The sequence below is a fragment of the Caulobacter sp. BE264 genome (assembly GCF_031457805.1).
GTDB lineage: Bacteria > Pseudomonadota > Alphaproteobacteria > Caulobacterales > Caulobacteraceae > Caulobacter.
On record NZ_JAVDXI010000003.1, the window covers coordinates 69,788 to 81,495 of the forward strand.

Consider the following 11,708-nt stretch of genomic DNA (forward strand, 5'->3'; position numbering starts at 1 on the left):
ACGTCGCCGCTTGGTTCCGCCCACATGAATTCTCGGTAAGGTTTCCCGGCCCGAACGCGGTGCTAGGGTCGTTTCGAACTGTTCAGGAGACTTTCGCGAATGATCCGCACCGCCAAGCTGGCCCTCGTAGCCGCGGCTCTGTCCACCACGGCGCTGTCGCCGCTCGCTCTGGCCGCGCCGGCCCAGGCGCAGCCCGCCGCGACCGCCTCGATCGCTGTTCCGCCGATCGCCTATCAGCAGCGCGTCCTGGCCAACGGCATGAAGGTGTTCACCTCGCGCGACACCACCACGCCCAACGTCTCGGTGCAGGTGTGGTACGGCGTCGGCTCCAAGGACGACCCGCAAGGCCGCTCGGGTTTCGCGCACCTGTTCGAGCACCTGATGTTCAAGGCTACGCGCAACATGCCCAACGAGACGGTGGACCGTCTCACCGAGGACGTGGGCGGTTTCAACAACGCCTCCACCTGGGACGACTTCACCAACTACTACGAAGTGGTGCCGGCCAATCACCTGGAGCGGCTGATCTGGGCCGAGGCCGATCGCCTGAAATCGCTGGTGATCGACGAGGCGGTGTTCGCCTCCGAGCGCGACGTCGTGAAGGAAGAGCTGCGCCAGCGCGTCCTGGCCGACCCCTATGGCCGCTTCTTCGCCCTGTCGATCCCGCAGCAGTCGTTCGCCGTCCACCCCTATCAGCGTCCGGGCATCGGTTCGATCGAGGAACTGGACGCCGCGACCGTCGACGACGTGCGCGCCTTCCACCGCACCTATTATCGCCCGGACAACGCCGCCCTGATCATCGTGGGCAATTTCGACCAGGCCAAGCTGGACGCGATGATCGACAAGTACTTCGGGTCGCTGACCACGCCCCAAGGCGCGATCCCGAAGGTCACGGCGGTCGAGCCGGCCCGCACCGGGCCCAAGACCGTGAACACCTATGGTCCCAACGTGCCGTTGCCGGCCCTGGCCATCACTTGGCTGGCCCCGGCGGCGGCCGATGCGGACGCCCCGGCCCTGGCGGTGCTGGACGCCATCCTGACCGCCGGCAAGTCGTCGCGCCTCTATGACAGCCTGGTCTATGACCAGAAGATCGCCCAGTCGGTGTTCTCGTCGGCCCCGAACAACGCCCAGCCGGGCCTCTTCTACGTCGGCGCCATCATGGCCGGCGGCAAGACCGTAGCCCAGGGCGAGGCCGCCCTGCGCGCCCAGGTCGCCCGCGTCCGCGACGGTCTGGTGACCCCGGCCGAACTGGCCGAGGCCAAGGCCGGCCTGCTGGCCGACGCCGTGCGTCGTCGCGAGGAGATCGACGGCCGCGGCTTCGCCATCGGCTACGCTCTGCAGACCGAGGGCGACGCCGCCGCCGCCAACACCAGCCTGGCCAAGCTGCAGGCGGTGACCGCCGCCGACATCCAGCGCGTGGCCCGCAAGTATCTGGCCGACGATCGCCGCACGGTGATCAACTATCTGCCCGAAAAGGATCGCCCGGCCGGCGAAAAGGACGCCACGCCGCCAATCCCGAAGGTGGCCTCGGTCAAGTACGACGGCCCGATCACCACCCTGGCGCCGGAGGCCGAGCGCGAGAAGCCGCCGGCGGTCGCCGCTCCGGTTCCGGCGGTGATGCCGACGCCATCGGAGAAGACCCTGGCCAACGGCCTGCGGGTCATCGTCGCCAAGTCCAGCGAGCTCCCACTGATCACCTCGACCCTGACCGTCAAGGGCGGCGCCAGTTCCGATCCCGCCGGTCTGGCCGGCACGTCCAGCCTGACCTCCGAGCTGCTGACCGAAGGCACCGCCAGCCGCTCGGCGACGCAGGTCGCGCGCGAGACTGAAGCGCTCGGCGCCAATCTGTCGGCTGGATCGGGCTGGGAAGCCGCGTCGCTGACCCTCAGCGTCACGGCCAACAACGCCGAGCCCGCCATGGCGATCATGGCCGACGTCGCCCAGAATCCCGCCTTCAAGGCCGAGGAGCTGGATCGTGTCCGCGCCGAGACCCTGGACGGCCTTTCGGTCGCCTTCCAGCGTCCGGGCAGCCTCGCCAGCTTCGCCACCAGCCCCGTGCTCTACGCCGGCTCGGCCTACGGCCATGTCGCGGGCGGCACGCCCGGCTCGCTGCCGAAGATCAAGCGCGAGGACCTGGCCAAGACCCACGCCGCCTACTGGCGGCCGGACAACGCGGTGCTGGTCGTCACCGGCAACCTGTCGCCCGAGGCCGGCTTCGCCTTGGCGGAAAAGGCGTTCGGCGGCTGGAAGAAGCCCGCCACACCACCGCCGGTCCCGCCGGCGGCGCCCACCGGCTACAAGCCGCGCAATGTGGTCATCGACCTGCCCGGCACGGGCCAGGCCGCCGTGGTTCTGGCCAAGCCCGCCATCACCCGCGCCGACCCCAGCTACTATCAGGGCGTCGTGGCCAACACTGTGCTGGGCGTGGGCTTCTCCTCGCGCCTGAACCAGGAAATCCGCATCAAGCGCGGCCTGTCCTACGGCGCCGGCTCCAGCCTGACGCCGCAGGGCCAGTTCGGCGGCTTCTCGGCGCGCGTGCAGACCAAGAACCCCTCGGCCGGCGAGGTGATCAGCCTCACCCGCGCCGAGCTCAGCCGTCTGGCCAACGAACCGGCCTCGGTCGGTGAGCTGGCCGCCCGCAAGTCGGTGCTGGTGGGCGGCTTTGGTCGTGACCTCGGCACCTCGGAAGGCCTGGCCGGCATCCTGGGCAACCTCGCCGTCTACGGCGTGCCGCTGACCGAGATCCAGAGCTACGCGTCCAAGGTCGAGGCCGTGACACCCGAGCAGGTCCAGGCCTTCGCCAAAGCCAAGCTCGACCCGGCCCAGATGAGCGTGATCGTCGCCGGCGACGCAAAGGCCATGGGCGAGACCCTGGCTAAGGCCGCGCCGAACGCTACGGTGATCCCGGCCGCCAAGCTGGACCTGGATGCGCCCGGCCTGACCCAGTAGGTCGTCGCGTTTCGGAAACGAAAAAGGCCGGCCGCTGGCGACAGCGGCCGGCCTTTCCATGTTCGGCTGTCGCCTGGATCAGCCCTTCTTGGCCAGAAGGTCGCGGATCTCGGTGAGCAGCGTTTCTTCGGCAGTAGGCCCGGCCGGCGCGGCTGGCGCGGGCTCGGCGGCGTCCTGGCGGCGGATTTCGTTGACCAGCTTGACCAACAGGAACACCACCATGGCGACGATGAAGAACTGGATCACGGTGTTGATGAAGGCGCCGTACTGGATCGCCACCTTCTCGATCGCCTCGGTCGCCGGATCCTCGGGGCGCAGCACCCATTCCAGCTTCGAGAAATCCAACCCGCCGGTCAGCAGGCCGATCGGCGGCATGATCACCTGATCGACCAGGCTCTTGACGATGCCGTTGAACGCCGCGCCGATGATCACGCCGACGGCCAGATCGATGACATTGCCCCGCGCGATGAACTCGCGGAATTCCTTGACCATGCTCATGAAAGAGCCCCCTCCACACTTATCAGCGTGGGGGAAGCTGCGGGTGTTCGTGACCTTGGGTCAAGCCCGGTTCACAATTGTTGCTATTCGTCGCCGTCCGCGTTTAGCCGGGCGCGCAGCTCCTTGCCGCTCTTGAAGAACGGCACATGCTTTGCGCGAACGTCCACGGCTTCGCCGGTGCGCGGATTGCGGCCCGTGCGGGCGGGGCGCGAACGAACTGAAAGCGCCCCAAAGCCCCGTAGCTCGACCCGACCACCATCTTCCAAGGCGCCGATCATTCGTTCGAGGATCACGCCGACGACGCGCTCGACGTCCTTCTGCGTCAGGTGCGGATTTTCATTCGCGAGCCTGGCGATGAGTTCAGACTTGATCATCGAAATCCCCGGAACGCCCCTAGGAGGAGAAGGGCGCGAGCGGACCTTTGCCCAACGACGGCTGAGTCTTCAAGGGGTTGCATGAAATTCTCGAACGCGGTTCGGTTAATATGACGGTGCGATGACGACCATCGCTCAGACTTTCACGCAAAAGAAAACGGCGGCTGGATCACTCCAGCCGCCGCCAACTTCAACGTCTATGGAAGACGAAGCTTAGTCCTTGCTGGCCCGCTCGCGCAGGGCCGCGCCCAGGATGTCGCCCAGCGAAGCGCCGGAGTCCGACGAGCCGAACTGCTCGATGGCTTCCTTCTCTTCGGCCATTTCCAGCGACTTGATCGACAGCGAGACGCGGCGCGCGGCCTTGTCAACGTTGGTGATCTGGGCGTCGACGCGGTCACCCACGGCGAAGCGCTCCGGACGCTGCTCCTGACGATCGCGCGACAGGTCCGACTTGCGGATGAAGGCGGTCATCGGGGCGTCGTCTTCACCGAAGCGGACTTCGATGCCGCCCGAGGTGACTTCCGTGACGGTGACGGTCACGGTCTGGTTCTTGCGGTAGGTGTCGCCCGACATCGGGTCGCCAGCCAGTTGCTTGATGCCCAGCGAGATGCGCTCCTTCTCGACGTCGACGTCGAGAACCTTCGCCTTGACCATGTCGCCCTTCTTGTAGCGCGCCATGGCTTCTTCGCCCGGGACGCTCCAGTCGATGTCCGACAGGTGCACCATGCCGTCGATGTCGTTGTCGAGGCCGACGAACAGACCGAACTCGGTCGCGTTCTTGACTTCGCCTTCGACGGTCGAGCCGACCGGGTGGGCTTCCAGGAAGGCTTCCCACGGGTTGGCCAGGGCTTGCTTCAGGCCCAGCGAGACGCGGCGCTTGGACGGATCGACGTCCAGGACCACGACGTCGACTTCCTGCGAGGTCGAGACGATCTTGCCGGGGTGGACGTTCTTCTTGGTCCACGACATTTCCGACACGTGCACCAGGCCTTCAACGCCGGCTTCCAGCTCCACGAAGGCGCCGTAGTCGGTGATGTTGGTGATGCGGCCGGTGAACTTGGCGCCGACCGGGTACTTGGCTTCAACGCCGTCCCACGGATCCGACTGCAGCTGCTTCATGCCGAGCGAGATGCGCTGGGTGTCCGGGTTGATCTTGACGATCTGGACCTTCACGGTGTCGCCCACGGCGAGCACTTGGCTCGGGTGGTTGACGCGCTTCCAGCTCATGTCGGTGACGTGCAGCAGGCCGTCGATGCCGCCGAGGTCAACGAACGCACCGTAGTCGGTGATGTTCTTGACGACGCCTTCGCGGATTTCACCCTCTTGCAGCTGCGACACCAGCTCGGTGCGCTGCTCGGCGCGGGCTTCTTCCAGGATGGCGCGACGCGAGACGACGATGTTGCCGCGCGGACGGTCCATCTTCAGGATGGCGAAGGGCTGTTCCTTGCCCATCAGCGGACCGACGTCGCGGACCGGACGGATGTCCACTTGGCTGCCCGGCAGGAAGGCCGAGGCGCCGCCCAGGTCGACGGTGAAGCCGCCCTTCACGCGGCCGACGATCGCGCCCATGACGGGCTCGTTGCGGGCGTAGACGCCTTCCAGACGGGTCCAGGCTTCTTCGCGCTTGGCCTTCTCGCGGCTGATGACCGCTTCGCCCATGGCGTTTTCGAGGCGTTCCAGGAAGACTTCGACGGTGTCGCCGGCCTTCACGGTGGCCTTGCCGTTTTCGTCGACGCCGAATTCCTTCAGCTGGACGCGGCCTTCGGTCTTCAGACCGACGTCGATGATGGCGAAGTCCTTTTCGATCCCGACGACCTTGCCCTTGACGACGGTGCCTTCGGCGAAGTCACGGCCGCCCATGGAGTCGTTGAGGAGCGCTTCGAAATCGTCGCGCGTCGGGTTGAAGCTCATATCGTCAGCCATGCTGATCTTTGGTCTCTAGGTTGGGGGAAGCCCTGGGATGAGCCCCGTCGGAAAAACGGTTCTCGGGATTCCGGATGAAGTGGGTTTGAAAGCGGGCCCGCGATGTTCTTGATCGCGGCGAGGCCGGCGGTGGATTTGCCCTCCGGCTAGAGCCGGTGACGGGCGCGCGCGTCCTCGACGATACGGCGGGCCGCATCGAAGGCCTGCTCTATAGTCATTTCCGACGTGTCGAGCAAGACGGCGTCGGGCGCCTGCGTCATCGGCGCGTCCTTGCGCCCGCCGTCACGGGCGTCGCGCTTGTGGATGTCGGCCAGGATGTCCTCGAACGCGACGTCTTCGCCTTGCCCCACCAGCTGCTTCCAACGGCGCTCGGCGCGCACCTCAGGGCGGGCGGTGACATAGAGCTTGGCCGGAGCGTGGGGCGCGATCACCGTGCCGATGTCACGGCCGTCGATGACCGAGCCCGGCTCGCGCGCCGCAAACGCCTGCTGCAGGTCCAGCAGGGCCGCGCGGACGCCCGGATGCACCGCGCAACGGCTGGCGGCCTCGCCGGCGGCGCGGGTGCGCACCTCGGCCCGGTCCAGAGCCGACAGGTCGAGCGCGCGGGCCACGGCCTCGGCGGCGATCGGATCGTCCAGGTCACCCGCGCCATCCAGGATCGCGACGCCGACCGCGCGATAGAGCAGGCCGGTGTCCAGCAGCGGATAGTCGTAGAGCGCCGCCAGACGCCCTGCGATCGTGCCCTTGCCCGAGGCGGCCGGACCGTCGACGGCGATGATGAAAGCCATGGTGAGCTCCGTGCGTCGTCCTCGCCCTTCGACGAGCTCAGGGTGAGGACGATAGGACAGGCCTTCCAGTAGAAACCGCACCCTGAGCCTGTCGAAGGGCGAGGTTTCGGCTCCCTAGGCTTCCGCCAGCGTCGCGCCGAGGCCACGCATCAGGTCGGCGAAGCCCGGGAAGCTGGTGGCGATCATGCCCGGCTCGTCCACCGCCACCTCGTTCTGGGCGGCCATGCCCAGGATCAGGTGGCTCATGGCGATGCGGTGATCACCGTGCGTAATGACGGTCGCTCCGCCCTTCGGCGGCTGGCCGGTCCCGGTGACGATGAAGCCTTCCGGCTCCTCGACGACCTGGACGCCACACGCCTTCAGGCCATTGGCGGTCAGGCTGATGCGGTCGCTTTCCTTGACGCGCATCTCGCCGACGCCGCGCATCACCGTCTCGCCCTCGGCGAAGGCGGCGGCGATGGCCAGGATCGGATACTCGTCGATCATCGACGGCGCGCGCTCGGGCGGGACGACCACGCCCTTGAGCTTGGAATAGCGGGCGGTGATGTCGCCGACGTCTTCGCCGCTGGCGACTCGGACGTTCGAGATGACGAGATCCGCGCCCATCTCCTGCAGCGTCGTGAACAGGCCCGTGCGCAATTCGTTGAGCATCACGCCCTCGACCGTCACTTCCGAGCCGGGAACGATCAGGGCCGCCACCAGCGGGAACGCGGCCGACGAGGGGTCCCCCGGCACGGCCACGTGGGTCCCGGTCAGTTTCTGCCCCTCAGGCAGGCGCACATGGCGGAAGGTCTTGTCGCCGGCCTTGCGGTCCTCAACGATCACCTCGGCCCCGAAGGCGCGCAGCATGCGTTCGGTGTGGTCGCGGGTGGCTTCAGGCTCGATCACCTCCACGCCGCCCTCGGCGTGCAGGCCCGCCAGCAGCACGGCCGACTTCACCTGGGCCGAGGCCATGGGCAGGGTGTAGTTGAGGCCCCGCAGGTTGCCGCCCTTCAGGGTCAGAGGCAGGCGCCCCCTGTCGCGACCCAGCCACGTGGCGCCCATGCGGGCCAGAGGATCCAGCACCCGGCCCATCGGTCGACCCCGCAGCGACTGATCGCCGGTGAAGGTGGCGCACATCGGAAAGCCCGCCGCCGCGCCCATGATCAGGCGCACGCCAGTGCCGGCGTTGCCGCAATCGATGACGTCGGACGGCTCTTCGAAGCCGCCCTTGCCTTCGATGCGCCAGCGCCCGACGCCCTCGCGCTCAATGCGCGCGCCGAAGGCTTGCATAGCCCGCGCCGTGGCGAGAACGTCGTCGCCCTCCAGCAGACCCTCGACCGTCGTCGTCCCGGTCGCGAGCGCGCCCAGGATCATCGAACGGTGCGAAATGGACTTGTCTCCCGGAGCGCGCACGATCCCTCGCAGAGCGCCTCCGGGGGCGCTCTTCAATCCAGCCAGCGACATGCCGAAACCGGCTCCTTAGTACTTGGTGGTTTTCGCGAAGGGGTTTGCTTTTGACAGCGGGCTCGCGCCATGGCAAGTGACCGGCCGCTTTTCCCATCCGGATCAAAGGGTCGCCAACTTGGCCAATCCCGACCTGGGCGCAAAACAAATCTGCCCCAACTGCCAGTCGAAGTTCTACGACCTCAACCGTCGTCCCGCTGTCTGCCCCAAATGCGGCGAACAGTTTGACCCCGAAGAGGCCCTGAAGTCGCGCCGCGTCCGCGCCCGCGCCGTCACGCCGGACTATGACGCCGACGACGAGAAGGAAGCGGTCGCGCCGAAGGAGGTCGACGGCTACGAGGACGAAGTCGACGACACCCCCGAAATCGATGAGGCCGCTGAGGCCGACGTCGTCGAAACCGACGATGAAGACGTCGATCCGGGCGCGCCGACCCCGGCCGGCGGCGACGACCTTGGCGTCGATTTCGCCGAAGACGAAGACCTCGCCGACGAAGACGGCGACGATGTTCCCTTCCTCGAAGACGAGGATGACGAGGACATTCTCGACGAGGAGATCGAAGGTCTCCCGGGCGAGGGCGTCGACGACTGATCCTGAGACAGCCGGTTTCGAGACCGTCGAAACCGGCTGTCCACAGGCGTTTCGGGAGCCCCGAGATTTTTCTCGAAAAAAGTTCGAGAAGAGGCTTGATCCCAGAAAATTCCCGGACTAGTTTCCGCGCCTCTTCGGGGAGCGACACCAGTCGAAACGCCGAAGAGACCAAGGATTTCCGAGAGTTACCTCCAGGTTCTCTCAGAAAAATTTGGGGCTATAGCTCAGCTGGTAGAGCGCTTGAATGGCATTCAAGAGGTCAGCGGTTCGACTCCGCTTAGCTCCACCATCAAGGCCCGGACGGAAACGTCCGGGCCTTGTCCATTTTGGGCTTCTGTTTCCCTCCTCCTCTTGAACCGGCCGCGCCCGCGCGCCATGTCTGGCGTCGTATCGTGGCGACCGGCGCCGATCCTCGGGCTTGTCTCTGCGAACGAAGTCGCTTCAGCGAGGACTTCGCGATGACCCGGACGATTTTGTTCGACAGCCCCTTCCTGCTGGGCTTCGAACATACCCGAGACCTGATCGAGCGCGCCGCAAAGGCCGCTTCGGAAAGCTACCCGCCCTACAATGTCGAGCAGGCCGAGCATGGCGGCGTTCGCATCACGCTGGCCGTCGCGGGCTTTTCGCCCGAGCAGCTGCACGTGACCGTCGAGGGCGGCCAACTGGTCGTCGCCGGCAAGCGCGAGACCGCAGATGGCCGCGCCGAGGCTGAGCGAGCCTTCCTGCATCGCGGGATCGCGGCGCGCGGCTTTGTGCGCACCTTCGTGCTCGCCGAGGGCATGGAGGTTACAGCCGCCACGCTGGAGCACGGCCTGCTGCACATCGACCTGGCCCGCCCGTCGCCCGAGCGTCTGGTGAAGAAGATCCCGATCCGCAGCGCGGGCTGAACGCCGCGCGGAACCCGCCTTGAGCCCTCGCGGTCTGAACCGCGCGCAGCACGGCGCGTTCCCTAAACCAAGGAGGTGGTCCTATGACGCCCAACACGCAACAGAGACGACCGTTCACGCACGAAGCCTTCGCGGCTCTTGGCGCGCCAGACCTCGTCTATGTCAGGCCGATCAAGGCCGCCGAGATCCTGGCCGACGCCCCGGAGGGCGTCGACGGCTTCGATCTTTCACCGGACCAGACCCTGTATGCCGTATGCCGGGCCGACGGCGCGCGCTTGGCGGTGATGATCGACCGCGACACAGCGATCGCCGCCGCCCTCGCGCACGAGCTGGCGCCGGTGTCAGTGCACTAAGACTGGAAGGTCGTCAGGCGGCCGTGCTGGCCGGTTCGTCCGTCAGCAAGACATGGATCGCGTCCGCCGAGCGGGCCTGACGAACGGCGGCCCGGGTCTCGGGTTGACGCATCATCCGCGCCACCCGGGCCAGAGCCCGCAAATGCTGAGCGTTGGCGTCTCTGGGCGCGAACAGCGCGACAAGCAGGTCCACGGGCTTGTCATCAAGCGCGTCGAACGCCACGGGCGTGTCCAGGCGCACAACGACCGCGCGGACGCGGTCCAGGCCGTCCAAACGGGCGTGCGGGATCGCGACGCCCTCGCCAACCCCGGTGGAGCCCGCCGCTTCGCGCTCGACAAGACCCTCAAGGGCAGCCTCGGGATCCACGCCAAGAATGCGGCCGGCCAAATCCGCGACCATCGAAAGCGCCTGGCGCTTGCCGGGCGCGCTAGCGCGTAGCGCCACCGCTCCGGGCTCAAGAAGGTCGCCGATGGTCATGGACTTCCAACGCTCGCTAGTTTCCGACCGCCCTGGCGCCGTCGACGGAAATCCACCGACGGCGCCAGACCATGACACGGTCTGGTTAGCTCGCGGTTGACCCGTGTCCGTTCGACTTCGTGCGTTCGGGGTCGATCCAGCCGATATTCCCGTCTGGACGCCGATACACCACAGAGATGCCCCCGTGGGCGGCGTTCCTAAACACGATTGCTGGGTATGCGGTCAAGTCCAGTTCCATGACAGCCATGGAAACGGTCATTGTCTTCATCGCGGCTTGGGTTTCCGCAATGACCATCGCCGCGGGCGCGCCCGTCGGGTGGTCGGCTTCAACGTCCCAATCGTCATCCGCATCATCGCCTTCCGGCGCGCGCAGAACGAACATCGCGGCGTTTTCGACCTGCTTGGCCGTCGCCGCCGCAGAGTGGCTCTTCAGCCGCCTCTTATAGCGCCTGATCCGCGTATCGATCTTGGCCAGGGCCGCGTCAAAGGCCGCATGCGCGTCACCTCCCGATCCGTGGCTGATGAGCTGCTGACCTGAAGCCAGCTTGACCGAGCAATCGACACGGAAGGCGTAGCCGTCCTTGCTGACCACGACCTCGGCGGCTCCGCCGCGATCGAAGTATTTGCCGATGCTTTGAGCGATTTCGTCGGAGACTCGCGCTCGCAGAGCCTCACCAACGTCGACATGCTTGCCGGAGACTTGGACTTGCATATCGATACAACGCGCCTGTCGCCGACGGGTGTCAAGCGGCGCTTTCGTGGCTTTTGGGCGCCCTTAAAAGAGTCCCGAAAACACCCCCAGAAGCTTGCGGGCCCCCAGCACGACGACATGGGCGCTGACGAACAGAAGCGCCCCACTGCCCACGGCCATCAGATAGCCCAGCAGGGCTAGGATTCCGTCGCGCTGGAGCAGGGCCAGGGCCAGCACCGCCACTGTTGCGCCGGGCGCCAGATTGCCCAGAGGGATGGGCAGCACCAGCACCAGAGCCAGCAGGGTGCAGATCACCCCGATCGCTCTTTCGCCCAGAGGTGCGAACAAAGGCCGCAGCCTGGGGCGGGTGATCAGCTCCATGTTGCGAACGATCGGTCCCAACCTTCGGAACAGGCCGCGCAGATCGTCGCGCTTCAGCGGCTTGTCAGCCAGGCCGCGCGGCAGCCAGGGCGTATCGGCGCCCATGGCGATCTGCGGCGCCAGGAGCAGGATCGGCAAGGACAGGACGGTCGACGACCCCGGCGGTAGGGGCAGGGTGTTCAGCAGACCAAACACCAGCAGCATCGCGCCAAAGGCGCGGCTGTCGAACGCGGCCAGCATTTGCCCGACGGTCAGGGTGGGGCTGGCGTCTTCGCCAAAGCCCTCGATAACGTCGGCCAGACTCTTTTCGCTCATCAAATCCTCTCGGCCCGCTCGGGAACGCGCGGGCGACGA

Annotated in this window: 12 protein-coding genes and 1 tRNA gene; 5 read left to right on the forward strand and 8 right to left on the reverse strand. The window is 66.7% G+C overall.

All coding sequences use genetic code 11. The features are described from left to right. Positions 1–99: 99 nt before the first annotated feature. Positions 100–2,946 (forward strand): pitrilysin family protein, encoded by a 2,847-nt coding sequence (locus tag J2X45_RS08510; RefSeq protein ID WP_310213743.1) that lies wholly within the window; start codon positions 100–102, stop codon positions 2,944–2,946. Between the two features lie 78 nt (positions 2,947–3,024). Here J2X45_RS08510 and mscL read toward each other — a convergent pair whose 3' ends face one another. The 5 genes from mscL to aroA form a co-directional block, all read right to left on the reverse strand. Continuing rightward, entirely contained in the window at positions 3,025–3,444 is a 420-nt protein-coding gene (gene mscL / locus J2X45_RS08515; RefSeq protein ID WP_310213744.1) for a large-conductance mechanosensitive channel protein MscL, read from the reverse strand. Between the two features lie 83 nt (positions 3,445–3,527). Next, complete coding sequence (locus tag J2X45_RS08520; RefSeq protein WP_010921415.1) at positions 3,528–3,818, reverse strand: integration host factor subunit beta; 291 nt, start codon at positions 3,816–3,818, stop codon at positions 3,528–3,530. A 213-nt stretch (positions 3,819–4,031) separates the two neighbouring features. Further along, positions 4,032–5,741 (reverse strand): 30S ribosomal protein S1, encoded by a 1,710-nt coding sequence (gene rpsA / locus J2X45_RS08525; RefSeq protein WP_015923317.1) that lies wholly within the window; start codon positions 5,739–5,741, stop codon positions 4,032–4,034. 146 nt (positions 5,742–5,887) lie between these two features. Continuing rightward, on the reverse strand, positions 5,888–6,529 hold the full coding sequence (cmk, locus tag J2X45_RS08530; RefSeq protein WP_310213752.1) for a (d)CMP kinase: 642 nt from the start codon (positions 6,527–6,529) through the stop codon (positions 5,888–5,890). A gap of 114 nt (positions 6,530–6,643) precedes the next feature. Continuing rightward, on the reverse strand, positions 6,644–7,975 hold the full coding sequence (gene aroA / locus J2X45_RS08535; protein ID WP_310213753.1) for a 3-phosphoshikimate 1-carboxyvinyltransferase: 1,332 nt from the start codon (positions 7,973–7,975) through the stop codon (positions 6,644–6,646). A 118-nt stretch (positions 7,976–8,093) separates the two neighbouring features. Between aroA and J2X45_RS08540 the strand changes: the two genes are divergently transcribed. The 4 genes from J2X45_RS08540 to J2X45_RS08555 all read left to right on the forward strand — a co-directional run bounded on the left by J2X45_RS08540 (position 8,094) and on the right by J2X45_RS08555 (position 9,804). Further along, entirely contained in the window at positions 8,094–8,564 is a 471-nt protein-coding gene (locus J2X45_RS08540; protein WP_310213754.1) for a TIGR02300 family protein, read from the forward strand. Positions 8,565–8,777: 213 nt separating this feature from the next. After that, positions 8,778–8,853: transfer RNA gene (locus J2X45_RS08545), tRNA-Ala, on the forward strand. A 169-nt stretch (positions 8,854–9,022) separates the two neighbouring features. Further along, positions 9,023–9,451 (forward strand): Hsp20 family protein, encoded by a 429-nt coding sequence (locus tag J2X45_RS08550; RefSeq protein ID WP_310213755.1) that lies wholly within the window; start codon positions 9,023–9,025, stop codon positions 9,449–9,451. An 83-nt stretch (positions 9,452–9,534) separates the two neighbouring features. Further along, positions 9,535–9,804 carry a DUF1150 family protein gene (locus J2X45_RS08555; protein ID WP_310213756.1) on the forward strand — a complete coding sequence of 90 codons (270 nt, stop codon included), beginning with the start codon at positions 9,535–9,537 and terminating at the stop codon, positions 9,802–9,804. A 13-nt stretch (positions 9,805–9,817) separates the two neighbouring features. On the opposite strand, the gene ptsN is transcribed toward J2X45_RS08555, so the two are convergent. The 3 genes from ptsN to J2X45_RS08570 all read right to left on the reverse strand — a co-directional run bounded on the left by ptsN (position 9,818) and on the right by J2X45_RS08570 (position 11,672). After that, positions 9,818–10,282, reverse strand: coding sequence for a PTS IIA-like nitrogen regulatory protein PtsN (gene ptsN / locus J2X45_RS08560; protein WP_310213757.1), 465 nt, complete (start codon positions 10,280–10,282; stop codon positions 9,818–9,820). Between the two features lie 85 nt (positions 10,283–10,367). Continuing rightward, positions 10,368–10,994 carry a ribosome hibernation-promoting factor, HPF/YfiA family gene (hpf, locus tag J2X45_RS08565; protein ID WP_310213758.1) on the reverse strand — a complete coding sequence of 209 codons (627 nt, stop codon included), beginning with the start codon at positions 10,992–10,994 and terminating at the stop codon, positions 10,368–10,370. Between the two features lie 63 nt (positions 10,995–11,057). Then, positions 11,058–11,672 (reverse strand): exopolysaccharide biosynthesis protein, encoded by a 615-nt coding sequence (locus tag J2X45_RS08570; RefSeq protein WP_310213759.1) that lies wholly within the window; start codon positions 11,670–11,672, stop codon positions 11,058–11,060. Positions 11,673–11,708: the final 36 nt, after the last annotated feature.

What these genes read in the sequence shown, in the direction of transcription:
- rpsA (WP_015923317.1), bottom strand. Translation starts at nt 5,741, where the DNA reads ATGGCTGACGATATGAGCTTCAACCCGACGCGCGACGATTTCGAAGCG.
- cmk (WP_310213752.1), bottom strand. Translation starts at nt 6,529, where the DNA reads ATGGCTTTCATCATCGCCGTCGACGGTCCGGCCGCCTCGGGCAAGGGC.
- mscL (WP_310213744.1), bottom strand. Translation starts at nt 3,444, where the DNA reads ATGAGCATGGTCAAGGAATTCCGCGAGTTCATCGCGCGGGGCAATGTC.
- aroA (WP_310213753.1), bottom strand. Translation starts at nt 7,975, where the DNA reads ATGTCGCTGGCTGGATTGAAGAGCGCCCCCGGAGGCGCTCTGCGAGGG.
- J2X45_RS08520 (WP_010921415.1), bottom strand. Translation starts at nt 3,818, where the DNA reads ATGATCAAGTCTGAACTCATCGCCAGGCTCGCGAATGAAAATCCGCAC.
- J2X45_RS08550 (WP_310213755.1), top strand. Translation starts at nt 9,023, where the DNA reads ATGACCCGGACGATTTTGTTCGACAGCCCCTTCCTGCTGGGCTTCGAA.
- J2X45_RS08555 (WP_310213756.1), top strand. Translation starts at nt 9,535, where the DNA reads ATGACGCCCAACACGCAACAGAGACGACCGTTCACGCACGAAGCCTTC.
- ptsN (WP_310213757.1), bottom strand. Translation starts at nt 10,282, where the DNA reads ATGACCATCGGCGACCTTCTTGAGCCCGGAGCGGTGGCGCTACGCGCT.
- hpf (WP_310213758.1), bottom strand. Translation starts at nt 10,994, where the DNA reads ATGCAAGTCCAAGTCTCCGGCAAGCATGTCGACGTTGGTGAGGCTCTG.
- J2X45_RS08510 (WP_310213743.1), top strand. Translation starts at nt 100, where the DNA reads ATGATCCGCACCGCCAAGCTGGCCCTCGTAGCCGCGGCTCTGTCCACC.